22 protein-coding genes and 1 tRNA gene are annotated in these 25,735 nt (G+C 39.7%); 11 read left to right on the forward strand and 12 right to left on the reverse strand.

Features of this window, described 5'->3' with window-relative positions; genetic code table 11:
* Nucleotides 1-1,060 (forward strand): alpha/beta hydrolase family protein (locus tag AB7E63_RS00835; protein ID WP_428418443.1); only part of this gene is annotated, 1,060 nt, incomplete at its 5' end.
* Between the two features lie 215 nt (nt 1,061-1,275).
* On the opposite strand, the gene AB7E63_RS00840 is transcribed toward AB7E63_RS00835, so the two are convergent.
* Nucleotides 1,276-1,363, reverse strand: a tRNA-Ser gene (locus tag AB7E63_RS00840).
* A gap of 356 nt (nt 1,364-1,719) precedes the next feature.
* Here AB7E63_RS00840 and AB7E63_RS00845 point away from each other — a divergent pair.
* Nucleotides 1,720-1,944 carry a hypothetical protein gene (locus tag AB7E63_RS00845; RefSeq protein ID WP_006340713.1) on the forward strand — a complete coding sequence of 75 codons (225 nt, stop codon included), beginning with the start codon at nt 1,720-1,722 and terminating at the stop codon, nt 1,942-1,944.
* Complete coding sequence (locus AB7E63_RS00850; RefSeq protein WP_006340712.1) at nt 1,914-2,804, forward strand: hypothetical protein; 891 nt, start codon at nt 1,914-1,916, stop codon at nt 2,802-2,804. Before AB7E63_RS00845 ends, AB7E63_RS00850 begins: the two co-directional genes overlap by 31 nt.
* Here AB7E63_RS00850 and AB7E63_RS00855 read toward each other — a convergent pair.
* Entirely contained in the window at nt 2,782-3,258 is a 477-nt protein-coding gene (locus AB7E63_RS00855; RefSeq protein ID WP_006340711.1) for a hypothetical protein, read from the reverse strand. The genes AB7E63_RS00850 and AB7E63_RS00855 overlap by 23 nt on opposite strands.
* A 209-nt stretch (nt 3,259-3,467) precedes the next feature.
* Here AB7E63_RS00855 and AB7E63_RS00860 point away from each other — a divergent pair, with 209 nt between their 5' ends.
* Genes AB7E63_RS00860 through wecB form a run of 4 tightly spaced genes read left to right on the forward strand, consistent with a single transcriptional unit; the run spans nt 3,468 to nt 8,665 of the window.
* Nucleotides 3,468-4,766, forward strand: coding sequence for a nucleotide sugar dehydrogenase (locus AB7E63_RS00860; RefSeq protein WP_006340710.1), 1,299 nt, complete (start codon nt 3,468-3,470; stop codon nt 4,764-4,766).
* A 21-nt stretch (nt 4,767-4,787) separates the two neighbouring features.
* Nucleotides 4,788-5,894: a DegT/DnrJ/EryC1/StrS family aminotransferase gene (locus AB7E63_RS00865; protein ID WP_006340709.1), complete on the forward strand. Its 1,107-nt coding sequence runs from the start codon at nt 4,788-4,790 to the stop codon at nt 5,892-5,894.
* A 15-nt stretch (nt 5,895-5,909) separates the two neighbouring features.
* Nucleotides 5,910-7,577, forward strand: a complete 1,668-nt coding sequence (locus AB7E63_RS00870; protein ID WP_006340708.1) for a Gfo/Idh/MocA family oxidoreductase — start codon at nt 5,910-5,912, stop codon at nt 7,575-7,577.
* A gap of 11 nt (nt 7,578-7,588) precedes the next feature.
* Nucleotides 7,589-8,665 carry a non-hydrolyzing UDP-N-acetylglucosamine 2-epimerase gene (gene wecB / locus AB7E63_RS00875; protein WP_006340707.1) on the forward strand — a complete coding sequence of 359 codons (1,077 nt, stop codon included), beginning with the start codon at nt 7,589-7,591 and terminating at the stop codon, nt 8,663-8,665.
* 57 nt (nt 8,666-8,722) lie between these two features.
* Here wecB and AB7E63_RS00880 read toward each other — a convergent pair whose 3' ends face one another.
* The 3 genes from AB7E63_RS00880 to AB7E63_RS00890 form a co-directional block, all read right to left on the reverse strand.
* The gene (locus AB7E63_RS00880) at nt 8,723-9,040 is read right to left on the reverse strand and encodes a hypothetical protein (RefSeq protein WP_006340706.1); all 318 of its coding nucleotides are present in this window, start codon (nt 9,038-9,040) and stop codon (nt 8,723-8,725) included.
* Nucleotides 9,041-9,980: 940 nt separating this feature from the next.
* Nucleotides 9,981-11,018: a ribonucleotide-diphosphate reductase subunit beta gene (locus AB7E63_RS00885; protein WP_013924060.1), complete on the reverse strand. Its 1,038-nt coding sequence runs from the start codon at nt 11,016-11,018 to the stop codon at nt 9,981-9,983.
* Between the two features lie 44 nt (nt 11,019-11,062).
* Nucleotides 11,063-13,918, reverse strand: a complete 2,856-nt coding sequence (locus AB7E63_RS00890; protein ID WP_013924059.1) for a ribonucleoside-diphosphate reductase subunit alpha — start codon at nt 13,916-13,918, stop codon at nt 11,063-11,065.
* A gap of 504 nt (nt 13,919-14,422) precedes the next feature.
* Between AB7E63_RS00890 and AB7E63_RS00895 the strand changes: the two genes are divergently transcribed.
* Nucleotides 14,423-15,241, forward strand: coding sequence for an inositol monophosphatase family protein (locus AB7E63_RS00895; RefSeq protein ID WP_006340702.1), 819 nt, complete (start codon nt 14,423-14,425; stop codon nt 15,239-15,241).
* Nucleotides 15,242-15,264: 23 nt separating this feature from the next.
* On the opposite strand, the gene AB7E63_RS00900 is transcribed toward AB7E63_RS00895, so the two are convergent.
* Nucleotides 15,265-16,746 carry a hypothetical protein gene (locus tag AB7E63_RS00900; protein WP_006340701.1) on the reverse strand — a complete coding sequence of 494 codons (1,482 nt, stop codon included), beginning with the start codon at nt 16,744-16,746 and terminating at the stop codon, nt 15,265-15,267.
* A 373-nt stretch (nt 16,747-17,119) separates the two neighbouring features.
* Between AB7E63_RS00900 and recA the strand changes: the two genes are divergently transcribed.
* Complete coding sequence (gene recA, locus AB7E63_RS00905) at nt 17,120-18,193, forward strand: recombinase RecA (protein ID WP_006340700.1); 1,074 nt, start codon at nt 17,120-17,122, stop codon at nt 18,191-18,193.
* 2 nt (nt 18,194-18,195) lie between these two features.
* Here recA and AB7E63_RS00910 read toward each other — a convergent pair whose 3' ends face one another.
* From AB7E63_RS00910 to AB7E63_RS00920, 3 genes are all read right to left on the reverse strand, one after another.
* Complete coding sequence (locus AB7E63_RS00910; RefSeq protein ID WP_006340699.1) at nt 18,196-19,089, reverse strand: polyprenyl synthetase family protein; 894 nt, start codon at nt 19,087-19,089, stop codon at nt 18,196-18,198.
* A gap of 99 nt (nt 19,090-19,188) precedes the next feature.
* Nucleotides 19,189-20,241, reverse strand: coding sequence for a hypothetical protein (locus tag AB7E63_RS00915; RefSeq protein WP_006340698.1), 1,053 nt, complete (start codon nt 20,239-20,241; stop codon nt 19,189-19,191).
* A complete protein-coding gene (locus tag AB7E63_RS00920) occupies nt 20,234-20,935 on the reverse strand; it encodes a UDP-N-acetylglucosamine diphosphorylase (protein WP_006340697.1) in 702 nt (233 codons plus the stop codon). The genes AB7E63_RS00915 and AB7E63_RS00920 overlap by 8 nt, the downstream gene beginning before the upstream one ends.
* A gap of 703 nt (nt 20,936-21,638) precedes the next feature.
* Here AB7E63_RS00920 and AB7E63_RS00925 point away from each other — a divergent pair.
* Nucleotides 21,639-22,289, forward strand: a complete 651-nt coding sequence (locus tag AB7E63_RS00925) for a hydrolase (protein ID WP_006340694.1) — start codon at nt 21,639-21,641, stop codon at nt 22,287-22,289.
* Between the two features lie 43 nt (nt 22,290-22,332).
* On the opposite strand, the gene AB7E63_RS00930 is transcribed toward AB7E63_RS00925, so the two are convergent.
* Nucleotides 22,333-23,064, reverse strand: coding sequence for a M17 family peptidase N-terminal domain-containing protein (locus AB7E63_RS00930; protein WP_006340693.1), 732 nt, complete (start codon nt 23,062-23,064; stop codon nt 22,333-22,335).
* Nucleotides 23,065-23,200: 136 nt separating this feature from the next.
* Here AB7E63_RS00930 and AB7E63_RS00935 point away from each other — a divergent pair, with 136 nt between their 5' ends.
* Nucleotides 23,201-25,030, forward strand: coding sequence for an amidohydrolase (locus AB7E63_RS00935; RefSeq protein WP_006340692.1), 1,830 nt, complete (start codon nt 23,201-23,203; stop codon nt 25,028-25,030).
* A 32-nt stretch (nt 25,031-25,062) separates the two neighbouring features.
* On the opposite strand, the gene AB7E63_RS00940 is transcribed toward AB7E63_RS00935, so the two are convergent.
* Both AB7E63_RS00940 and AB7E63_RS00945 read right to left on the reverse strand, forming a co-directional pair.
* On the reverse strand, nt 25,063-25,284 hold the full coding sequence (locus AB7E63_RS00940; protein ID WP_006340691.1) for an alpha/beta fold hydrolase: 222 nt from the start codon (nt 25,282-25,284) through the stop codon (nt 25,063-25,065).
* Nucleotides 25,266-25,589 (reverse strand): alpha/beta fold hydrolase, encoded by a 324-nt coding sequence (locus tag AB7E63_RS00945; RefSeq protein ID WP_186003467.1) that lies wholly within the window; start codon nt 25,587-25,589, stop codon nt 25,266-25,268. Before AB7E63_RS00945 ends, AB7E63_RS00940 begins: the two co-directional genes overlap by 19 nt.
* Nucleotides 25,590-25,735 lie beyond the last annotated feature (146 nt).

Genomic DNA, 25,735 nt, shown 5'->3' on the forward strand with positions numbered 1-25,735 from the left:
AAACGCGATCGTGAAATTTTATTTTGAAACAAATTGTTATGAAATCTTGTGGAAGAGCCAGTCTAATGTTAAAGGAATGATTGCCTCCAAAGAAACAAACCAGGTCTTTTATATAAATGAAAACCTAAACACCTCCCAAAATATTTATCGGGCGTCATTTGATTTTTCAATTGTCGCGCGTTTGACCCATATCGACCCCCTGCAAGACTTCTTAGAAGAAATCACTGCTATAGTCATTGAATCAACAGTCCCTCGTTACGATGGAACACTTGAAAAAGTGGACACAACCATTCTATTGCCAAAAGGAATACAACCGAATCAACAGCTTCCAGCCATTGTGGAAGTATACCCAGGAGCAAACCTTCAATCGGCAGTAAATCGCTTTGGGGGAGGAAATATTGCTTCTTTTCCTTCTCGACTTTTATTAGAACAGGGATATGCGATAGTATTGCCGGATTTGCGAATTAGGCCTGAAGGTGAACCTGGCAATCCGATACAAGAGACAGTCGACCGATTGCTGCCTCAAATCTATCAGGCATCCTGTTTAGGATTGATAGATATTAATCGCCTGGGCCTTATTGGCCAATCTTTTGGTGGTTATGGCGCAGCGGGAATTGTAACAAAAACGAATCTTTTTCGAGCCTCTGTATCTATCTCTGGAATATACGACTTGACAGGAGCATATGGAATTTTTAGCAAAAATTGGGAAGGTTTTGCAAACACAGATTGGTACGAAAACAGGCAGGTGAGAATGGGAACCCATCCTTGGGAAAATATGTTTAGATATCTGGAAAATTCTCCCTATTACCTAGCTAAAGATATTTACACACCACTTTTGCTCATCCATGGAGAGAAAGATATAACTTGCGAAGTACAAGAGGCTCAAAAGATGTTTACCGCGCTTAAGCGGCTTGGTAAAAAAGTTAACCTTGCTATCTATAAGAAAGAAGGACATGTGATCAACAACTGGAATCACTCTAATGCTATAGATGCAGTAAAACGGATTATTGCATTTTATGACCATCACCTTTTGCCTAAAGACAAAAAACCAGATGAATAGAGATTAGTGGCATCAACGGACACAATATCAAATCGATGAAAATCAAGCTATATTTCGTAGGCTATTGAATTTAAATAAAAAGATATGACATCTTCCAAAATTTTGAAAAATCTTTTGTCAAATCCCAAGTAGATAAAAACGCACTTTTTCCGATCTGAGCTCGATCCTCGTATGAATCAAAAAATATTGATGTTTTCTGGAATAAGAAAAAAGAATGGAGGAGGTGGGATTCGAACCCACGGTACGCGATAAACGTACACACGCTTTCCAAGCGTGCTCTTTCGGCCGCTCAGACACTCCTCCGAAATGAAAGAAAATTGTAGTTGAATTTGGATTATCCTGCAAGAGCTAAATCAATCTGTTTCATGTAAAGCGGCTTTACATTGCGTAAGCTAGCAAAGATCAATCTTGCCCATTCAGATAAACAGAGCAATGCATCGCTCGCATTTTATGATAAATGCCATTAACAATCATTCATAACAAATTTATCAATAAACGCTCTTCATATGGAGCATAAGAAAATGAGACGAATAATACAGATAAAAATAATTTGCATCACCAAGAAGGTATTTAAATAATTTAATTACAAAAAGATCTTTTTGTTATAATAAAATAACAAATCTTTCTGCCTTGAATATTTATTTAACTATGGTGATATAATGAATAAGTATGAAGGTTCTCCTTATGTTGACTCCATGCAAAAAGGTCAGTTCTTCGAAGAAGAAAAAGAAAGGGCGGTTTCCCACCCCACATCTTTTAAGCCTCTGAAACAAGTCGTCTTAGAAATGGTTAAAGCGACTCTAAATTCCCTCCCTCTAACGAAGAAATTTTACCTACAAATATTCGAGAAAAAATGCTCGAATCTGTTGTTAGTGAAAAGGTGAGAGATTACGAACAGAAATTTGTTGAATACCTGAATGGGATATTTGAGCATGGCATCGTCTGCTCTAACCGAGCCATTCTTTTAGGAATTAAGCAAGTTAGCTCCTTAGACAAAAATCCACGCCCTCCTAATGAAGTTGAGGTTAATTGTATCTCGGATTTAAAAGGAATTCAAGTTGCTGTGAATGGACCTTCAGCAGAGACAAGCAAAGCAAAAGGAGCTTTATCCGTTGCCCTCGAGCGTAAACATGATACATTAACTGAAGACTTACCTCCCGCTCAACTCACACCTGAAGAAGAAAAATCCCTGGAAGGTTTACCAGCTACTCTAAAAGAAACATTCACAAAATTGAAGTTAAAGGATAAAGGGCCAACTTTTACTGAAGAAGCTCTCTCGATCTTATCTGATCGAGCAAATAGCAGTTTACTTATTTTAACAACACCACAAAAAATGCAACTCGTCGATAACGATGGAGAATCTCTTTCGATTGAAAACTCAGTGATCCATGATTTTAAAGAGCAAACAGAAACTGAAGCACTTGATGGCTGTCGTGAAATCAAAATTCTAGCCAATATTGATCCTAGATCCTTCGATGTAGTTTTGCTCCCCAAAAGATTTGAACATCTGAGGGATAGTCTTAACGTCCCTCAAACATGCCAAGTGATCTTTGTTCCCGAAACAACAACAAAGGTCTTCTACAATTATGCTCCCCTTGACTCATCAGACAGCCGTACCGTCATTTCAGTTCCTTTAGAAGTGAGTTGCCCCAATTTTCTCGAAGCGGCTGCAAAGTACTTCAGAGAAAAGGGGCAAATGATTACTCACGCCAGCAAAGGTCCTAGCCTTCACGATAAAAGCTAGGAGCTGGTCTTAGAAAGTAATGAATTCTGTCTTTCACAAAAAGGGAATAGAGGATATCGATCTGAACATCAACTTCTTTTTGGATAATGGGCATGGCTTTTTCTGCAATTTGTTTTACAAGTTGGCAATTCTCTGGAAGAGCAAGTTTTTGACTAATGTAGCTTACTGAAAACACATAAGCAGCTTCTTCAGCCATACCTTTTTTAAAACCTTGATAGAGTGGGATTTCTTCTGCTTTCGATCCATTTTTTCTAAAAATATTCCCAATAATCCGATCCGTGTCTTCTCTTGAGAGATTATCCATTTTCTCGATGATCCATTCTTTAGTTGGCTTCCGAAATTTGGTTTCGGGTGCATAATGCCACTCTAGTGCTTCTTTAGCAGATTGAGGTGTCATTCCTAGCTTTTCCAAACTGCTATCTAATTTATATAAGTTTTCTAATATTGGATTCATAGTTACTCCTTATTATTTGTTTGTATTAAAAAAGAAAAGATTATTCCCATCGCTTGTAAATCATCTCTCTTTCGCTGAATTTTCATTCATAAATCTATTGTAATCCGGTTCAAAATTTGATACAGTCGTGCGCCTTAGAGGCCTTTTCTAAATCAAGAAAGAAACCGTAAAATCTAATTTGTAAATGCTCCCGAATTAAGGAACTTATTATGCCCATTTCAATTGAAAGAATTAAATCCAAACAAATTACGATTGGCATTGTGGGTTTAGGTTATGTGGGTTTTCCTCTTTCTCTAGTTTTTGCTGAAGCAAATGTTCGTGTTATTGGTTTTGATATCGATGTTAACAAGATTTCTGCCATTCAAGAAGGTAAAAGCTACATTCATCATATTAATCATGGTCGATTGCAAAAGGTACGAGAAAACGATCAATTTACTGCAACTTCGAATTATGAACAAATTTCCCACTGCGATGCTGTCATTATTTGCGTCCCTACGCCACTTGATCATCACTTGGAGCCTGATTTACGCTTTGTAGAAGAAACATGTGAATCGATTGCTCCTCATTTGCAACCCTACACTTTAGTTTCTTTAGAAAGCACCACATGGCCTGGCACAACTGATGAAGTCGTTCTTCCCATTTTAGAAAAATCCGGAAAAGTGCGCCTTAATGAAAATCTTTACCTTTGCTTTAGCCCTGAAAGGGAAGACCCAGGTAACAAGTCTTTTGGCACAAAAAATATTCCGAAACTTGTGGGTGGAGCAAACGAAAAAAGTTTAGAACTTGCCGTAGAATTATATCGACTTGGAATCGAAAATATCGTTCCTCTTTCCAGCATGCGCGTAGCTGAGACTGCTAAATTATTCGAAAATATCTTTCGCAGTGTTAACATCGCCTTAGTGAATGAATTAAAATTGATTTGTGACCCTATGGGTATTGACGTTTGGGAAGTCATTCGAGCAGCAGCCACCAAGCCATTTGGTTTCATGCCTTTTTGGCCAGGCCCAGGATTAGGCGGACACTGTATTCCGATTGATCCTTTTTACCTCACATGGAAGGCCAAAGAATTTGGCGTACAAACACGCTTCATTGAACTTGCCGGCGAAATCAACCGATCCATGCCACGCTATGTGGTAAGCAAAGTTCAAGATTGCTTAAATCAATCTGAAAAACCAATGAAAGGATCCAAAATTTTGATTTTAGGGCTCGCTTATAAATCTGACATCGACGATATGCGCGAAAGTCCCAGCTTAGAGCTGATCAAAATGATGCAAGAAAAAGGAGCGGTTGTTGATTATCACGACAATCACATTCCTGAAATTGGAATGAGTAGAGAATACAGCTTCTTAGAAGGCAAAAAAAGCGTTTCCTTGTCTGAAAATTATGACTGCTTTGTTTTGGCAACTAAACACAGCTATTTTTCGGCAGATCACATTTTATCATTTAGGGTCCCCACTGTAGATACAAGAAATTTTTTACCAGAAAATTCACTTGTCTTTAAAGCCTAGTGAAATTTTTAAGGAGGAATCATGGAGTTCATTGACATCAAAAAACAGTATCAACTGTACAAAAAAGAGATCGACTTGGCCATTCATGAAGTTCTTGACCAAGGAAATTTTATTATGGGTGAACAAGTACGCACTCTAGAAAGCACTCTTGCTCAATATACAAATACCAAGCATTGCATTACGGTATCAAGTGGGACAGACAGTTTACAAATTGCTCTTATGGCTCTTGGAGTTGGTTTTGGCGATGAAGTGATTACCGTGCCTTTCACCTGGATTTCTTCGACTGAAGTCATTGGTCTAGTCGGAGCCACACCCGTTTTTGTCGACATCGAAGACCGCACCTATAATATCGATGTCGAACAACTTGAAAAAGCCATTACACCTAAAACAAAAGCCATTCTTCCTGTTAGTCTATTTGGCCAAATGCCTGATTACACAGCCATTAATGAAATTGCCAACAAATATGGCTTGCCCGTCATTGAAGACGGTGCTCAAAGTTTTGGAGCGACTCAGCACGGCCGAAAAAGCTGTTCTGTTACAACCATTGGTTCAACGAGTTTTTTCCCAGCTAAACCTCTCGGTTGCTATGGTGACGGCGGAGCCCTCTTTACAAATGATGACACTTTAGCGGCAAAAATGCGCGCAATTCGCACGCATGGCGGTGAAAGACGCCACCATCACACGTGCCTCGGAATGAACGGTCGTTTAGACACCATGCAAGCAGCCATTTTATTAGCAAAGTTTCCACATTTTGATCAGGAAGCGCAAGCACGCGCAAGCATTGGCCATTTTTATTCCCAAGAACTAGCTGGTTATTGTGTTATCCCCGAAATTCAAGCTGGCAATACGCATGTATATGCACAGTATACCATTCGAACACCCGAAAGAGATGAACTAGCCAAGTATTTACAAGCTAAAGGTGTGCCAACAGGCATTTATTATCCAAAATGTGTGCATGAACAACCCGTCTTCAAACCTTTGGGCTATGCAAGGGGATCGATGCCTGTTGCAGAAAAAATGGCAGATGAAGTGATTAGCCTTCCAATGCACCCTTGGTTAACAGAAGAAGATCAACATCATATCATAAACATGATTAAAGAATTTTGCTGTGCCCCAGCTGCATGCTAAAAGGAGCTTTTTGTAATGACAACTTTATCGTATAATAAAAACCTTGCTTTAATAGGCGGTGGGCGCTGGGGAAAAAACTTGGCCAGAAATTTCTATCAGTTGGGTGTATTGCATACATTATGCGACTCTCATCCAACCACTTTAGAAACCTTTCGGCAAAATTACCCGGAACTCCATCTGACGTCTTCTTATGATGAAGTTCTGAACAATTCACACATTCAATCTGTGGTCATTGCTGCACCAGCTATTGCTCATTATGCTCTTGCAAAAAAGGCTCTTCTTGCTGGAAAAGATGTTTATGTCGAAAAACCTTTGTGTTTAGATAGCCGAGAAGGGGAAGAGCTCATCCATTTAGCTGAAGAAAAAGGCTGTATCCTCATGGTAGGACACCTTTTGCAATACCATCCTTGCATCAAAGCTTTGCAAGAGCTTTTGGGACGAGGAGAGCTAGGAAAATTACACTATATCGTTTCAAACCGTTTAAATCTCGGCAGCATTCGCACAGAAGAAAATGCGCTGTGGAGCTTTGCTCCACATGACATTTCCGTCATTCTGTCTTTAGTAGGACACAACCTTCCTCATCAAGTGCGTTGTACTGGTGCTGACTACCTTTCTAAAGGTGTTGCCGATACGACCATGACAACTCTTCGCTTTGCCAATGATGTGCGCGCTCATATTTATGTCAGCTGGTTGCACCCTTTTAAAGAGCAAAAACTTGTGGTGATTGGATCGACTGGAATGGCGGTTTTCGACGACACAAAACCGTGGGATGAAAAGCTTGTGCTTTATCGAAATCACGTAACTTGGACAGATGGAAATATTCCCTTGGCAAACAAAAATGAGGCCGAAAAAGTCGTTGTTCCTCAAGCTGAGCCTCTCAGAGAGGAATGCCTTCACTTCATTAAATGCTGCCAAGAGCGGATTGCCCCCCGAACTGATGGTAAAGAAGGCTTACAAGTGCTGAAGGTTTTACAAGCTGCTCAAGCTAGCTTAAATGAGGATGGAGCGGAAAAAAATCCGTCCATTAAATCTTCTGTAGAGCAAACCTCTCCTCAATATTATGCCCACCCCACGGCTATAATTGGTCCTCAAGCAGAAATTGAAGTGGGCACTAAAATTTGGCATTTCAGCCACATCATGGATGGAGCAAAAGTCGGCCAAGCATGCAATATTGGTCAAAATGTGGTGATTAGCCCCTCTGTTGTGCTAGGGAAAAATGTCAAAGTTCAAAACAACGTCAGTGTTTATACGGGCGTCATTTGCGAGGACCACGTTTTTCTAGGTCCTAGCATGGTTTTCACAAACGTGATTAATCCCCGCAGTGCAGTCAATAGACGCGGCGAATATCAAAAAACGTTCGTTCGTAAGGGAGCTACAATCGGTGCCAATGCAACCATTGTTTGTGGTGTTGAGCTTGGCGAATATTGTTTTATTGGATCCGGCGCTGTGATTACAAAAGATATTCCTCCATATGCTCTTATCGTAGGAAATCCTGGCCGTCAGATTGGTTGGATGAGCCGCCATGGAGAAAAACTCGATTTGCCAGTTTCTATTCCTGAAGATGAAATACTTGAAGCATCCTGTCCTGTCACAGGAGAACGTTATCAATTAAAAGGGAATCGAATTGTACCAGTAGATATTTCCCAAGTAGCATCCGAAAACCTTCTTCAAGAAGCATTCTAAGGAATTTTTTCATGAAAATTGCCACAATTATTGGGGCGCGCCCTCAATTCATCAAAGCTGCAGCTTTAAGTCGTGCCATTTCGGAACACGATCATATTCAGGAAATTCTTATTCATACGGGACAACATTATGACCGCAATATGTCGGATGTTTTCTTTTCTGAAATGGGCATTCCTGCCCCCACTTACCAACTTGGGGTAGGAGGGTGTTCTCAAGGAGCTATGACGGGTCGTATGCTTGAAAAAATTGAAGAAATTTTGCTGCAAGAAAAACCGGATTGGGTACTCGTATTTGGCGACACAAATTCAACCCTAGCGGGAGCCTTAGCAGCAGTTAAGCTACACATTCCTGTTGCACATGTTGAAGCAGGGCTCCGCTCTTTCAATCGCAAAATGCCAGAAGAAATTAATCGCATTTTGACAGATCATTGTTCGAATTTGCTTTTCACTCCGACAACCTATGCAACGCAACAACTTAAACGTGAAGGTGTTTCGGAAAAAAAAATTATTCAAGCAGGCGATGTGATGTATGATACTGCCCTTTTCTATTTAGAAAAGTCCCATCAAACAAGCACCATTCTTAATCGCCTCAACCTCCAGTCTAAACAGTTCGTATTAGCCACAATTCACCGTGCCGAAAATACAGATGACCCAGATCGTCTGAGAGAGATATTTTTGGGGTTATCTGCCATTGGGCGTCGTACGTCTGTCGTGGTTCCCCTCCATCCTCGGACGCAACAAGCACTTCAAAAACTCGCTTTATTGGACTCCATTAAACAGCATGTGACGTTAGTTGATCCAGTGGGCTATCTCGATATGACGCAACTTGAAAATCACGCTAGGTTGATTTTGACGGATTCGGGTGGCGTACAAAAAGAAGCCTATTTCTTTAAGGTCCCCTGCTTAACCTTAAGAGAAGAAACGGAGTGGGTTGAGCTTGTTGATTACGGTTTTAATCGCTTAGTTCCGATTCAAGCCCGCGCTATTGAAGAGCAATATGATGCTCACAGCTCCATGAATCCTGATTGGAATGTTTCATTATATGGGAACGGAGAAGCTGCGAAAGCAATTGTCAGCTTTCTAAAATAAAAAAACCCATCCAAACACTTGCATGGGTTCCAAGGAAAGAGAAACTCTTTCGGTCGCTTATGATTTGCTCAGCGCACTTTTAATTAAAGCAACAACAGCAGTTAAAACAGCTCCGCCGATACCGCTACTTCCGATATTGGCAAGGATAGAACCGATATCTAAGCCAGAGCCTGCAGCATGTCCAATTGCATCCGTTACACCACTTTTATGCAATGTCTCTAACATTTGGAGAAGAGACCCACCTGCACCACCTCCGATTAAGCCAACAATTGTGTTGCCTAATCCACCTAGATCTTTTTCTTTCATTGCAGCACCAGCAAGATTTCCTCCAGCAACACCGCTCAATAAACTTATAATGAGACTCACGATATCCATAAAATCCTCCTTGTAGGTTTGATCGGAAGCTAAAATGTTTTTTTTATTTTGTCAAATAATGTTTTTCTTTCCTTATTCAAAGAAAAACTTTAGCGATTTATATCCATCAAGTTGGGCTGATTTATTATGTTAAGTCTCCAAGGCAACATTTGGAAAAATTGACGGAAGATCGCAAAAGTAGTATTTTTTAAATAAAACGCACATTTTGTATTGATTGAGTAAAATTAATCGAAATTAAAAATAACTTAACTCAACAAATCAATTGTTCATAGATTAAAATTTCTCTTCTTTTCTCTCATAGCGCTCGCGGTTGAGAGCACAAGTTTACTTTTTTTTGAATAGCAATAAATGTTTTAATGCGCGCAGGCCTGCCACGTATAGGCTTCCCACTTGCAATCTCTTGATGAAAATCAATCGCTGACATTTTCCGATGAATCTGTTTTTTGGAAGTTCGTCAACGGGGAAACTCTCTATAAAGGAACAATCCATCTTAGGAGTCAAGAGGGTCACGCACGACTCAAATCTTTTGGAGAAAAGCGGGGTTAATGCATATAGCAACTCACCAAGGGATAGACTAAACGTTCATATATCGAACCCGCCACTTGGATTAGTCTGGCGTCCATACCAAGATCAACCAACCACATTAAATTAGTGGAGTTAATGGCCTTGAACCGACCATTCGTTTATCTGAAAAATCGAACTCCACATGCAGATTGAATAAATTATCTCGACTCCATACTCAAAAGATTTAGAAATAAAAATTTCAAAAAATAAGACACTCATCAAATCTGATGGGAAAAAGCCAAATTCGTGGTTCACTCGAGAGATTTTTCTGCTCCTAGCCAAGGAGGACTATTTTAGATGGGAAGGATTTCATAAATTTGATTAAGAAATAAAAAGCCTAGAAGAGAGGAAGTTCTTCTAGGCTTTTATTGGAAGATTACCAAACGAGGGCTGCGCCGCTTTGGTATTGAGTCACACGTGTTTCAAAGAAGTTTTTCTCTTTGTCTAAGTCCATGACTTCACTCATCCAAGGGAATGGATTCGCTGTATTATATTGAGGCTTTAAACCAATTCTTTCTAATCGTCGGTCCGCAATATAACCGACATAGTCGCGGAAAAGAGCCGCATTTAAACCCAAAATTCCATTTGGCAAGCAATCAGCCGCATACTGAATTTCAAGCTCAACAGCTTCTTTTACCATGTCTATGATTTGATCTTTAAACTCAGGTGTCCACACTTCTGGATTTTCTTCTTTGATTGTATTAATCAAATCGATTCCGAAGTTGAGGTGGATACTTTCGTCCCTTAAAATGTACTGAAATTGTTCGCCAATTCCCGTCATAATATTTTTACGATGGAAAGAGAGGATCATCACAAATCCACTATAGAAGAAGATTCCTTCCATAATGATGTAAAATCCAATCAAGTTCTTCAAAAACGTTTGAACCCCTTCTGGAGTATCTGTCGTGAACCCTTCCTGCATAACTTCTTCTGTAAGCTTCATCTCAAACGCATCTTTTGCATGAATGGAGTTTACAGCATTATACATGTCAAAAACTTCTCTTTGATCAAGAGAAAGAGATTCCACGATGTAATGAAAAGTATGCGTATGTACAGCTTCTTCAAAAGCTTGTCTTAGCAAATACTGACGCGCTTCAGCATTTGTTAAGTGCTTAAAAATAGCCAAAACAATGTTGTTTCCCACCAAGCTTTCAGCTGTGCTGAAAAAGCCAAGGTTGCGCATAATCACAAGTCTTTCGTCGTTGCTTAAACGATTTGATTTCCATAATTCGATATCTTTCTGCATCGGAACTTCTGAAGGCATCCAGTTGTTATGACACCCATTCAAATAATGTTCCCAAGCCCAATGATATTTTAAAGGCATCAGTTGATTCACATCAACTTGCTTGCAATTTAAAATGCGCTTTTGTTGTGCGGCTGCTTCCGCTTCCTCAGGAATAAGACAACTCGACATGATTCCTTCCTCCAATTACTAATTTAAATATTTTCATCTTTTCCTTACTGACAGCTTTCACATTCATCGCCAGATAAACTGCAACTTTTTGGAATAGAGCTATCACGTTCAACACGGATTGATCCCGATGCGGAACGACTTTTCATCCAGCGTGGCTGAATCCCTTTTTTGTTGATATCTAAAGTCGATTTTTCAACTTGGGTTGCAGCTTTTGATCGTAGGTAATAGGTCGTTTTTAATCCTTTTTCCCATGCTAATAAATACATGTCACTCAGCTTTCTACCATCAGGTGCGTTTACATATAGGTTTAAAGATTGTCCCATATCGATCCACTTTTGTCTGCGGCTAGCACATTCAATTAACCACTTGGGTTCAATTTCGAAAGCTGTTTTGTACAAGCCCTTCAAATCTTCAGGGAATTGTTCAATTTCTTGAACAGATCCATCATAATATTTGAGCTCATCTAACATATCCTGGTTCCAAAGATCTCTTTCTTTTAGGTCTTTGACTAACCATTCATTTAACACCGCAAATTCACCTGAAAGGTTAGATTTGACATACAGTAGAGAGAATGTCGGTTCAATTGATTGACTAAGCCCTGAAATATGTGCAATCGTCGCTGTTGGAGCAATCGCCATAGTATTGCAATTACGCATCCCATGTTTCTGAATCTCTTTTCTAACCACGCTCCAATCTTTTTTCGAGGTTCTATCCATATGAAGATAACCCTTTCTTTCATTATCTAAAAGCGCAATGCTGTCGATTGGAAGAATGCCCTGGCTCCACTTGGATCCTCTATAAGAAGAGTAAACACCTCTTTCCTTAGCCAACTCTGTAGAAGCTAGAATAGCATGATAGGAAATCATTTCCATGCTTGCATCTGCAAATTCTACAGCTTCTTGGCTGTCATAAGCAATTCTGAAATGATACAAGGCATCTTGGAAACCCATTAAACCAAGTCCAACTGGACGGTGTCGCAAGTTAGACTCACGCGCTTCTTTTGTTGGATAGTAGTTAATGTCAATCACATTATCTAGCATACGCATAGCCGTTCGGATTGTTTTTGCTAAAAACTGCTCATCTAAGAAGTCGCCTTTAATATGTGCAGCAAGGTTAATCGAACCTAGGTTGCAAACAGCGGTTTCATTTTCAGATGTATTAAGCAAAATTTCCGTGCACAAGTTCGAACTATGCACAACACCAGCGTGGGATTGTGGTGATCGAATATTGGAAGGATCTTTAAATGTCATCCATGGGTGCCCTGTTTCAAAGAGCATGGTGATCATTTTTCTCCAAAGATCCATGGCTGGAATTACTTTAAATAACTTGATTTTGCCTTCTTGCGCAAGTCTTTCGTATTCACAATATCTCTTTTCAAATTCGATGCCATACAAATCATGTAAATCTGGTGTATCTGATGGATTGAACAGAGTCCAGACGCTTTGCTCTCTAACTCTTTTCATGAAAAGATCTGGAATCCAGTTCGCGGTGTTCATGTCATGCGTACGGCGACGTTCGTCTCCTGTATTTTTACGCAATTCCACAAAGTCTTCGATGTCCAAGTGCCAAGTTTCTAGATAAGCACAAACAGCTCCCTTTCGCTTTCCACCCTGGTTTACCGCTACAGCTGTATCATTAGCAACTTTCAAGAAGGGCACAACACCCTGTGTTAATCCATTCGTTCCATGAATTGTAGCACCTGTTGCACGGATATTTGTCCAATCGTTACCAATTCCTCCTGACCACTTGGATAAACTCGCATTGTCAGCAATCACTTTAAAGATGTTAACCAAATCATCTTGCACTGTAGAAAGGTAGCAAGAGCTCAATTGAGGATGCAAAGATCCAGAATTGAACAGGGTCGGTGTAGAAGAAATAAAATGGAACTGAGATAAGACGTTATAAAACTCAATGGCTCGCTCTTCTCGGTTTTCCTTTTCATTTAAAGCGAGACCCATCGCAACACGCATCCAAAAGTATTGCGGTGTTTCGATGCGATCATTTTTAACATGGATCAGATAACGGTCATAGAGTGTTTGAACACCAATGTAAGTAAATAGCTTATCGCGCGAAGAATCTAAGTTTTGGGCCAACTTCTCTAAGTCATATCCAAATAATTCAGGTGTTAAACGCTTAGCCATTACCCCTTTTCTGATATATTGCTCAAAATGGGATACGTGCAAGTTAGCAACTTCTGAAGGGTGGCATTCTTGCTCAAAAACTTCATTGTAAATATCTTGAAGAAGTAAACGTGCAGCTACATAGTTGTATGCGGGTTCTTTTTCAATTTTTGAACGTGCAGAAAAGATTGCGGATTCATTCAATTCTTTAAAAAGCACACCATCATAAAGATGCTTAAGCATTTCTTCAATCAATTCTTGCGGATTGCACAACTCTTTAAAGTCGGCGCAAGCATGCTCCATTTTGGATTGCATTTTTTGTGTGTTTAATGGGGATTTTGTTCCATCAGGATACGTCACGTACAAAGTAGATTTTACCTGTTCGTTAGCGGGTATCGCCGTTTCTTTAAATGCTCGCGCTCTTTTTCTTTCTTCTCTGTATAAAATATACCCACGTGCAACCTGATGATATCCTTCTTGCATTAATTCTTTTTCGACAAGATCTTGGATCTTTTCGATAGGGACGGGTTCGTCTCTTGTTAAAGAAAGGATAGATGAAATGACAGCGGACGTGATTCCATTCGTCACCTTTTGGATTTCCTCAGGTAAAGCTTGGTCAGCTCCCAAAAGCAGCTCAGCACGAAATGCCTTTGTAATCGCCAAACGAATTCTTTCTCCATCAAACGACACGGAAGAACCATTGCGTTTAACTACCCACAAGTTCTTGGACTCGCTTGCAAATTCAGAGGGGCATAAAGTCCCCGGTGATGTATCAGACATTACTCACTCCCATGATCAATCAAACTATTTAATCTTGTTGCAATTCAAATATTTTCCGTTGCAAAAAAAGAATTTTCTCTTATAAGACTAAGACGCCCTATTTTAAGAGCTAGCAACGTTAATATCGCTTCTTAAAAAGAAAAGAGAACCGATCCATGCGCAAGAAATCATGATCCTGCTTTTCTGTTTCGATTCCGCTTCTCTTGGCCGGCAAAGATGATTACTTTAAAATAATCACTATATGAATGACATTGTTCTTTTTGCCTGCCGAAGTCATGCAAAATCAGGCTCATTCATAACCATTGGGACCTTAAATCGTCAAGCTTTTTGCTCATTCCAGATTGACGACTTTTGCAAACGATTAAGATCCAAAGGTAAACTTATGAAAATAACAAATTCCCGCTCAAACTTATAACTAAGTGAAATTAATTAAGCTGGTTAGTATAAACCAATAACTGTTTTAGAAACAGATAATTATCGCATAATTTAACTTCGGTGTCAAAGATGAAACTCCCTAACTTAACTCTATTACAGGCCTACCTAAAAACAGCGACATCGGCTGCTACTAGCGGGGGTAAAATCTTAAAAAAGTACTGGAAAAATGTCAAACAGATCGAGGATAAAAGTACAGCTGGTGATTTAGTTACAGAGGCGGACAAGGAATCAGAAAAAATCATTTTACAAATGATCACCGAAGCTTATCCCGATCACGCCATTCTTGCTGAAGAATCCTCTGAAAAACACCTTTCTTCCTCTTCTGATTTTCTGTGGGTCATTGATCCATTGGATGGCACAGTCAATTATGCCCATCAAAATCCCATGGTGGCTATCTCTATCGCCCTACTTTATCAAAATAAGGTCGTTGTAGGTGTGGTTTTTAATCCTTTTTATCAAGAATTATTCCAAGCTATTAAAGGGATGGGAGCCACATTAAACGGAGAAAAAATCACCGTTTCTCAAACCAGAGCTCTTGACAAAAGCCTTTTAGCCACAGGTTTTGCCTATGATCGGCGCACAACCACTGATACCAATTATCCAGAATTTTGCCATTTAACCAATTTAACACATGGCGTGCGTCGTTTTGGGGCCGCTTCATTGGACCTAGCCTTTGTCGCTGCTGGTCGTTTTGATGGATACTGGGAACGTGGGCTTAAGCCCTGGGACATGGCGGCTGGTGCCTTACTCGTTCAAGAAGCAGGTGGAAAAATATCGGCCTACAATGAAACCCCCTTTGATCTCCAATCGGGGAAAATCTTAGCCACTAATGGAATGCTACATCATGCTTTAAGTCAAGAGTTACTTAACTTATCTATGCAAACTTAAGGCGACAAAGTCGCCTTTCAACGCTATTCATCTGAAGCAAAAAAAGAATTTTTAAAATGATCCGAACTAACCTCTAAAGCATCAGCAATAACCTCAAGAGCTAAAGGATCTTTCATAGAAAAATACACAAATAATCTCTCAAGGGATCGAATCACTTCATCATTTGGCTGCCAACAACTTTTTTCTTGTTCGATTCTTCGTTCAATTGCCAAACCAACTTCATCCATCAACTGATCTAAAGACATCCTGCATAGTTCTCCACGAAGCCTGTCTATCAATCTAAGTCGGTATTGCTCTTCTTCTAATTTAAAATACTCAATCTCTTTTTGGATTTTTCCTAAAATATTTTCGTACAATTCCTCGTTTGCCTCAAGTTCGTTTTCTATTGCGTTTATCCATGCTTCGCTGTCTGCCATAGCAGATAAACTCACGCAAAATAGTTTCTCTAAACTTCTTTTTAAAAACTCATCTTTTTCATTGGCGAGATAGATAAGGCAGTGCCGAACAAAGTTTGCATCCTCATGTCCATGAGAAATTTCCTCAATCTTTTCTTGAATGTTGCTTTCAACAATCCATGCTTCATGAATAATTTCAGGCTTTAGCTCAAACAAAATACTTCTTATAAAAGGAATATCTTGTGGATGATCTTTCTGAAGATTGACGCTTAAAAGATCATCAAAAAAAGGATGCTTAGCTTGTATGTCAAAAGGAACATTTGCAAGAGCCCTCATCTGTTGGACTTTCTCTTGATAAATCCTAACGACCTTTGCTTTCTCCGGAGTCATGCTGCGGCTGACTTTTGGTCGACTCACTAATTGTCCAGCAAAGCAATCAAGGTAATTTTGCATTGCCTCAACAGGACTTATGATCCTTTGAGCAACGGCATTAACTAAAGCAATAGCATCACTTCGCAAACCCTTTGTATTTGTACCATCTATCAATGTATCAACCTGATTGACAAAATCAGGCAATCCCATAGTTGAGTTGTTGAGGTTATCCAAGTGAGAACCTTTTAAAACTTCGAAGTACGGGGCTCCATCTTCTCTTCTACGAACTTTTAAAACAGGCAATGTACTTGAATGGGCTGCTTGATATTTCACTTCAGCAGCGTCTCCATCTTCTGAAACAATTTTCAAAGATGGAGAAACAAAAAATTGTCTTATTTTCTCATTAACAGCAAATTCCCCACCCTCATCATAAGCGACGTTGAATTGCCCCCATATTGTAGCTACCCGAGCCTCTACATGATGTTGGATATCCTCCTCATATAAACCCGCTAACAAAAGAGGATTTGTAAGAAGCGTAAATAACTCATTAGAAACAGAAAGAAATTCTCTCGTTCCCCAAGTTTTACCACGCATTTCTAGGATGATCGAGCGTATTCTATCTCTTATGGAGATGCAATGATGAGCTTCTTGCCTTCCAGGTCGTTCGTGAGAAGGTTTAGGATCCCAAGCTTTTCGATGCTCCCCTCGGTTTAAATGGTTTATGGATGAAATAGGCATATAAAAACCTTTAATTAATTATTATTGACTCTTTCTTTAGAAAAGTGGAGAGATTAGTTGATATAGCTTTGATTACAACCATAGAACAAATTCAGTCCATTGCGCTCCTTTACATCTTCAAAATTTTATCACACCTATACAAAACATAACAATCTATAAGCAAAATAATTAATATCTAAAAAGGTTCATTGCTACACCTAAAGAACCCTCTTCATAGAGTACTTAAATTTTTTGCAGGCCTTTATAAACAAATCCTTCTTTTTATGTCCCATATCGATATTTTTAATTGTTTTTTTACCTGACAAGAGTTGCCGGTTCGGGTATTCTACTGCTGAACTAAGGGAATCATCAATTAGAAAAATGAGGGGTTATCATGGCTCAACCTAGTGAAGCAGAAAGAAAAAAGGCTCTTGACCTAGCGGTCAGTCATATTAAAAAACAATTTGGAGATGGAGCGATTATGTCGCTTGGAAGTCACTCTTCCATGCGCGAAATTAGCGTCATCAAAACAGGCGCTTTAACTTTAGACGTTGCGCTTGGCATCGGCGGGATACCTCGCGGCCGTATTATTGAAATCTTCGGTCCCGAATCTTCCGGAAAATCAACTTTGGCCACTCACATTGTGGCAAATGCCCAAAAAGCAGGCGGACTTGCTGCGTATATCGACGCAGAGCATGCGCTTGATCCTTCCTATGCTGCAAAAATTGGGGTAAATGTGGATGAACTTCTCATTTCACAGCCCGATAGTGGTGAAGAAGCGCTTAACATCGCAGAAACACTTGCACGTTCAAATGCAGTGGATGTGATTGTAATTGACTCCGTTGCAGCGCTTGTTCCAAAAAGTGAGCTAGAAGGCGAAATCGGCGATAGCTTTATCGGTTTGCAGGCTCGTATGATGTCTCAAGCTTTAAGAAAACTCGCTGCAACACTTGCTAAAAGCAATACCTGCGCCATTTTCATTAACCAAATTCGTGAAAAAATTGGTGTCATGTTTGGAAACCCCGAGACAACAACGGGTGGGCGTGCGTTAAAGTTCTACTCCTCTATTCGCCTAGATATTCGCCGTACCGCTGGTATTAAAGGTCCTGACAACTCTGAAGTTGGAAATAGAGTCAAAGTGAAAGTTGTCAAAAATAAAGTTGCGCCACCTTTCCGCTCAGCTGAATTTGACATTCTCTTTAACGAAGGAATTTCTAGAACAGGAGCTGTTATCGATTTAGGAACAGAGTACCAGATTATCGATAAAAAAGGCGCTTGGTTTAGCTATCAGGGGCAGAGATTGGGACAAGGGCGAGAAGCTGTCCGCGATGAGCTAAAAACGAATCCAAAGCTATTGGATGAAATTGAGCAGCTTATCATGCAAAAATGTAAAGATGGACTGGCTACAACATCACTCAAGTCTGCTGCACATGTTGATGCTGACGAAAAAGAGCTTGTTGAAGTCTAATATTAGCCCTGCACAGCAAGACACTCTTCAGTTTTCTGTATGAGTGTCTTGATTAAAGCTTCAAGTTCCTGCCCTTGAATATCAAGTTCTTGTAAAACAGTCAGAAAAGAAACTGTTTCCTTGTGGAACATCTTAACTGTTTCCTCCACTCCCATTAACAATCCCATGTTGGCTTTTCGTCCATTCTTTAAGTCTTGTTGCATATCACTCAAATCATCAGCAATTTGAAAAGCCATTCCAAAATGCGAAGCGGCTTTTTTCACCAAAGGTAATTTTTCTAGCTCTCCACCACCAAATAACCACCCCAGCACAAATGAAATTTCAAACAATGAGACCGTTTTTTTGTGCAAGATATCGCGTAATGCAGATAAAGAGAGGTTAGACTCATGAATATCTAAAAATTGTCCACCTGTGGCCCCAAAAAGCCCTGTGTTATAAGAGACGTTTTGAATAGCTAAAACACAAAGATGATCACACCGATCGGAAAAAGAAACCTGCTGCTGCTTGAGAGTTTCACTATTTTGAGCCAAATAACGGTAGCCCTCAGCGATTAACGCATAGCTGGCTAATAAAGCTATGTCTTCTCCAAAAACTTTATGGAGGGAAGGCATATTTCTTCTTTCATCATCATTATCCATACAAGGTAGGTCATCCGCAATGAGCGAGGCCGTATGAAAAAATTCCACCGCTAAAGCCGCTTCGGAAGCATCTGCTTGTTTACCCAATGTTTTTGCAACCATTAAAACAAGCGCGGGCCTAAAACGTTTTCCGCCATTGCGAAGCGCATATTCACAAGCATCTCTGACTTTGCTTTTAGCACCTAAGGCCGCAATACTTTGCTCAATCTTTGCTTCAACTTGGGCCTGATAAGATAAAAGAATAGAAAATGGGTTCACTAGAAACTCTTTATGTCTAAGAACATGTTGATGTCATTAACAAAAAAATGATAAAGAATTTATCTTTATTTTACATCGTAAATTTTAGAAACAGAAAGACTATAAATTATTTTCCCGAGTCATCCGAATCATTCCATCCTCTAACAACCCATGAAGACCAGATTTAACGCCCGCGTATGCAAACCCTAAGTTTTTAAACATCTCTTGAGAAACCGAATCCCCCTGAAGTGCACAAACTTTTAATCGATCAGTTGGGGATTCTGCTAAAACAGCATTTACCAATTCTTCTTCGATTTTTCTAAAAGAAGGTTGATCCCCAGCACTTATACAATGCTTAATAGACAAAGCCCCAGGTTTTTTCTTTAGCCAAATCAACCCAGCGACGGTGTTTTTTTCACGCACGACCTTCACGATCATGTCAGGTTTTTGAAGCTCTTTTTTAATGGAAGCTCGCTTCTTAGAAAATTCAGGTTGAATGGCGCTCTGTTTGAAAATCGACTGAATAGCTTTTAAATCACTCCTAGAAGGCTTAGAAGTTAAAGATTTTATTTCTAGAGTTCCTGAAAAAGGGTCTTTTCCTTTTAAAATGGATTTTTCCCGCTTCAAATCCAAAGCAATCACTCTTCCATCAGCTAGATAAAAAGGAAGCTTATGTAAATGCCCGATTATTTTTTTCCATTCCTTAGATTGTACGGGATCTTCAGAAAATTCCGTCGTAACTTCAATTAACGAATCGCGGAATTTTTGATAGTCTCGCATATAAGCAATAGAGAGAGGATGCGTGGAAACAAATCTTTGAATACCTTGAACTATCGACTTGCATTTTCCATCATTTAATTGCGCTTCGAAGGTTTGTAAATGCTTATAGATGTGTTTTTGTTTCCTCATAATTTGGGTACGCTTTCGCAAAGATCGCAACGCTACAGCTGTCGCAACACCCATCATACTTGTACATGTTCCTAAACTCACCGTTTGGGGTGGGAGTCCAAGAATGCCGGTTAAAGTAGCCAAAAATCCCAAAATCACCGTTGTAATTGCAGAAGTAACAAGAATTTGTCGATTTTGATAAACCTTTTTTTCATGCCAAGACCGGGAAAACTTGGGCGAATACGCAAATGTATTTTCTTGTACTTTTGGAACTGATTTAACCATTTTGACCTCTTTGAATCGGTATCGTCATCGTTTGAGCCCTCGATTTTATAATGTGGAAAGACGGAATAAATCCCCCACAATTAAGCGTAGGATAGCATAAGACATTTTTCCCAAGTAAAGTTCCTGGATTAGTCACAACATTACAGCCAATTTGGGATGAATCACCAATGATTGCACCCAGCTTTCTTAAACCTGTTTGATATTTTTGATGTTCCACAACAATCGATACAGGTCGATTATCCAGCTTCAGATTCGCACATTTGGTCCCAGCGCCCAAATTAACATGGTTCCCAAGGATAGACTGCCCTAGATAAGCAAAATGCGCTGCATGCGCATGATCAAGCAAAATGCTGCGGATGATTTCTGTATCGTGTCCAATGACACAATCATTCCCTGTTACAACAAATCCCCTTATGTAAGCCCCATGTCGAACAACACAACGATCTCCAATCCAGCAGGGACCTTGAATATAGGCACCTGGTTCCACAACTGTTCCTTTGCCTAAATGAATTTGATCTGGATTCACAAGGTAAGCAGAAGGAGAGACAATTGCCTCCTGTTTTTGGAACGACATTTTTTCTAAATAACTTTCTAATCGATTTAAGGCAGTCCAAACATGTGCGTTTGGTTCAAATAGGTCTTTATGTGTGTACGTGTCTAAATCGAAGAAATAAGAAGGCAAAAGGAAATCCATTGCGAGTCCTGATTATTTCTCTAAAACCATTTAAACTACGAGGTACTGACAATATTTTCAACAGCTTTCTTTATTGAATATATCTTATATAAAGCATGTTTCTACTTCTTCTTTTGCTGTGGAAATGTTCATAACGAAGGACATCTTATCTCGTTATTTACCCTGTTTTAGATTGTTCGTTTTTTGTCAGTAGATGGAAGAAAAAAGGCGGCTTATCGACAGAAATTAATTATGCACAAAAATGCATTCACAAGAATCAACCGAAAAAAGGGGACTTATGAACAACATTTCATGCTTTTTGCATTTTCAGAAAATGGGTCCTTGAAAAAATCGTGTGTTTTTGAAAACCCGAATTTTCCATAGTCTCTTTTGAAGAAGATATATAGATATATCTCTTGTTTCTTCTTCCTCTATCCCTGTGGAAATGTTTGCAAAAGGGTAAATAACAGAGAGAAATCAGTCTGTTTATAAGTTGTTCGGAAAACGTTGATAACTACTCGGTTTTGTTCAGAGGTGGGACTTTTGTTCAGAAGCAAACAAAGGAGCTGACAAAATTAGGTGGGGTTATGAACAAAACTTCCACCGAAATTTTCATTCAAAAAAAGCTTTTTGATGGTCGAAGGTTTAAAAATATGAATTGACTAAAACGGGCAAGTTCGTAAGTTTGGGTTTGAAAATCATGCAAATTTAACAAAGGAAACCTATGAGCCATTATAATGATTTATTAACCCCACAAAATTGTGCGATTGCTTTAGTCGACTATCAACCCGCGATGTATTTTGGTGTACAAAGTCACGATCGGATTACCATTATGGAAAATGCAGTGATATTGGCTAAATCAGCAAAATTGTTTAAAGTCCCCTCCATTTTAACATCTGTTGCCAAAGATTCTTTTAGCGGACCCGTAGACGAAGCTTTGACAACCGCTCTAAGCGACCATAAAGTGATCGATCGAACATCGATCAATGCATGGCTTGATGCAGATTTCAGAAAAGCTGTTGAAGCAACGAAACGGAAAAAAATTATTCTAGCAGGATTGTGGACTGAAGCATGTGTATTATTTCCGACAATGGATTTGCTGAAAGCTGGATATGAAGTGTATTTTGTGGCAGATGCTTGCGGAGATGTGACTTTAGAGGCACACGAACGCAGTATCCAAAGAATGATTCAAGCCGGCGCCGTCCCCATTACTTCGCTGCAGTTTTTGTTTGAATTGCAGCAAGATTGGGCGCGCTCAGAAACATATAATGGGGTAATGGAAATTTTGAAAGCGCATTCACCCTACGGTTTCCAAGTGACTTTTTCAAAATGGGCACTAGGAGAACATGCTTCCGAAGGCGGCTCTAAGAAATAGCCTTATAAAGAGTGCTGCATCCTATATGTAGCACTCTTTAAGATCATGGATTAAAATTCTCAATCGCTTTTTTTATTCCCACAATAGAATCTTCAAAAAAGGCAGGACCTGTCAGAATCGTCACTTTGTTGACGGTTAAATTCTCACTCGCATTTTGACCCTTCAAAAACTGTTGCGTTTTGTAAGCTTCTAGGGCACCTTGTGTGACATAACCTGTTACGGCTCCAGTTATAGAGTCAACGCCCCCATCTTTGACATCGCTTGCGTGGGTATAACTAGAAACTCCGAGTCTTAAGGCCTCTCGCATACCTGTCACACCGATCATACGCATTTTTTCTTCCTTGAATGCATTTCGATTTCCCAATCCAATAAGTAAAAGTTTTTTTGCGGGAATTGTATTAGGGGGAGGTGTGATCAAAAGAGTCTCAAGATCCTTACCCTCGAATTTGTTTGTTTTGCGTAATTCTGTGATCAAGCCATGCAAAGCGGCATCGACATGCAATAAACCGTTTAGTTCTTTTGGTAATGCTGGGGGCGATGTAAAAATATCTCCTTCCGAGTATTCAAATACACACACAATTTGTAAAGGGGTTTCTTGTGCAGAAGGGCTTTGAACTAAGGCTTCTATGCTTACATTGTTAACCTTTCCCACAATTTCTTGTGTGCCGACTTTTGGTAAAGTTTGAGGCATAGTCGTTGCAGAAATGCATGCAATGAAAAAGAAGTACACCAATTTAGTTAAATTTTCTAAAAATTTTTGTCTGATTAGGACCATAAAAATCCCCTGATTAAGTCTTCTTTATGAGATTAAGCTGTTTAGATAATCGTTTTAAAGAAGTGGTTAATTTGCTTTTTTTCAATTTATTTTTAGGTTACAACATGGATTAAATTAACATTCAAGAGAAAATTTTATGGATGAACTTAAGCTAGATTTAATTTTATTTAATGGGAAAATCACAACACTCGATAAACAAAAACCTGAAGTGACCGCGATAGGGATTAGAGATGGATTGGTGGCAGCATTAGGGGCGGATGACGAAGTCAAAAAACTTGCCAGCGATCAGACTCAAGTGATCAATTTAAATAAAAAAAGAGTCATTCCAGGTTTGAATGACTCCCATTTGCATTTGATTCGTGGAGGACTGAGTTACAACATGGAATTAAGGTGGGACGGAGTGCCTTCGCTTGCTTTAGCTCTTGAGATGTTAAAAGAACAGGTATTGCGTACGCCACCCCCTCAATGGGTTCGTGTCATTGGAGGGTGGTCTGAATTTCAATTTGCCGAAAAAAGAATGCCAACGTTGCAAGAAATTAATGCAATCGCTCCCGAAACACCAGTCTTTATTCTTCACTTATATGGGAGCGCTTTGTTAAATGCGGCTGCTTTGCGAGCTGTTCAATATAACAAAGACACGCCGAATCCTATTGGAGGAAGTGTTGAAAGAGATAAGAATGGAAATCCGACAGGATTACTAATTGCCGAACCCAATGCGATGATTCTCTACTCGACTCTCGCTAAAGGCCCAAAACTGCCCTTGGTAGACCAAATCAATTCGACGCGTCATTTTATGCGCGAACTCAATCGTTTTGGATTAACAAGCTGTATTGATGCAGGTGGTGGATTTCAAAACTACCCCGATGATTACCAAGTTATTGAGGATTTGCACAAAAACGGTCAGCAAACGATTCGGATTGCCTATAATTTGTTTACACAAAAACCAGGTAGGGAATTGGAGGATTTTCAAAAGTGGTCAAAGATGGTGAAGCCTTATTCTGGGGATGGGATGTATCGTCAAAATGGTGCAGGGGAAATGCTGGTATTTTCTGCTGCTGATTTTGAAGACTTTTTATATCCAAGGCCAGATATGCCTTCTAATATGGAAGGTGACCTCAAGAAAGTTGTCCGCTTCCTAGTCGAAAACCGATGGCCATTTCGCTTGCATGCCACATATAACGAAACCATTAATCGAGCTCTAGGTGTTTTTGAAGAGGTTAATCGAGAGATTCCTTTTAATGATTTGTGTTGGTTTTTTGATCATGCTGAAACCGTGACCGATGAAAATTTGCAAAGAATTAAAGCCTTGAACGGGGGCATATCGATTCAGCATCGCATGGCATATCAAGGAGAGTACTTTATTCAGCGTTATGGAGAACAAGCTGCTAAACGAAGTCCACCCATTCGAAAAATGCTCGATTTGGATATTCCCATCGGAGCAGGGACTGATGCAACACGTGTTGCAAGCTATAATCCCTGGGTTTCTCTCTATTGGTTGGTTGCAGGTAAAACTGTTGGAGGAACCGTTCTTTATGGAGCGGAAAACAAGCTGGATCGTTTAGAGGCTTTACGTCTCTATACTTTAGGGAGCGCCAAACTATCGCGTGAAGAAGAGATGAAAGGATCTCTTTCGATTGGAAAATATGCGGACCTTGCGGTTTTATCCCATGATTATTTTAATGTGCCGGAAGAATCGATTAAAGAGATAACATCTCTTCTAACCATTCTGGGAGGCAAGGCTGTTTATGGAGCAGACGAATTTGCAAGCTTGGATCAGAACAAAAATCTACCGGTCAGTCCAAGTTGGTCACCAGTCATCCATTATGGGGGATATTTTAATCCAGATAAACACGCAAACTGTGCCTGTCAGACCAAAAAAGATTGCTTAGATGGTATTTTAGGGAATACACATCCGAAACGACCACTAAATCCGTGGTCATATGGATGTGATTGTTTTGCCTATTGATGGATTTTTTACTTGAGAAATCGATCTAAAATTTAAAATAATCCTTCAGGTTTTTCGACGTAGGGAAAATGTCCGCATTCTTCGATGACCACAAATGTTGAGCGTTCGATACTTTTGTGCAAGTTTTCGGCTGTTGATACAGGAATAGGATCCTGGTCACCATGCACAATGAGTGTTTTACATAACAATTTCTTAAGTGCATGATGGATGTCGAAAGGATGGGAAACAACGTCCTCTACCTTTTGGGGAAGCACACAATAATTGCTAAAAATGATTTTGAAGAAATCCACACAGGTTTGGTGTCGCCGGCAATGAATTCTGCAGAATGTTCGATTTCGTTAAGCTTTTCCATGTGAGGATCCATTCGACGCGACTGTTCTTGAAAAAACAAAGCAAACTCATCAGGAGATACGGGAACAGAGTTTAATAAGATAAGCTTATCAATTGCTTCAGGATGGGAAAGAGCATATTTCATTTCTAAAAATCCACCCCATGAGTGTCCTAAAATGGTTACTTTGTCAAAACCAAATTCTTTGCGGATAGCTTCTAAATCTTTCACAAAAACCTCAAGTTGAATGAGAGAGGGGCCAGCCCTCCTCCAGAAGACCACTTCCTCTTTGGTCATAGAAAATGACGAGATGGCTTGCCGCAAGCTTGCTCATACGAGGTAATAAATATTCTTGCGATAAGCCAGATCCACTATGC

Origin of the sequence: Parachlamydia sp. (assembly GCF_050255895.1) — a bacterium.
GTDB classification, from domain to species: Bacteria; Chlamydiota; Chlamydiia; order Chlamydiales; family Parachlamydiaceae; genus Parachlamydia; species Parachlamydia acanthamoebae.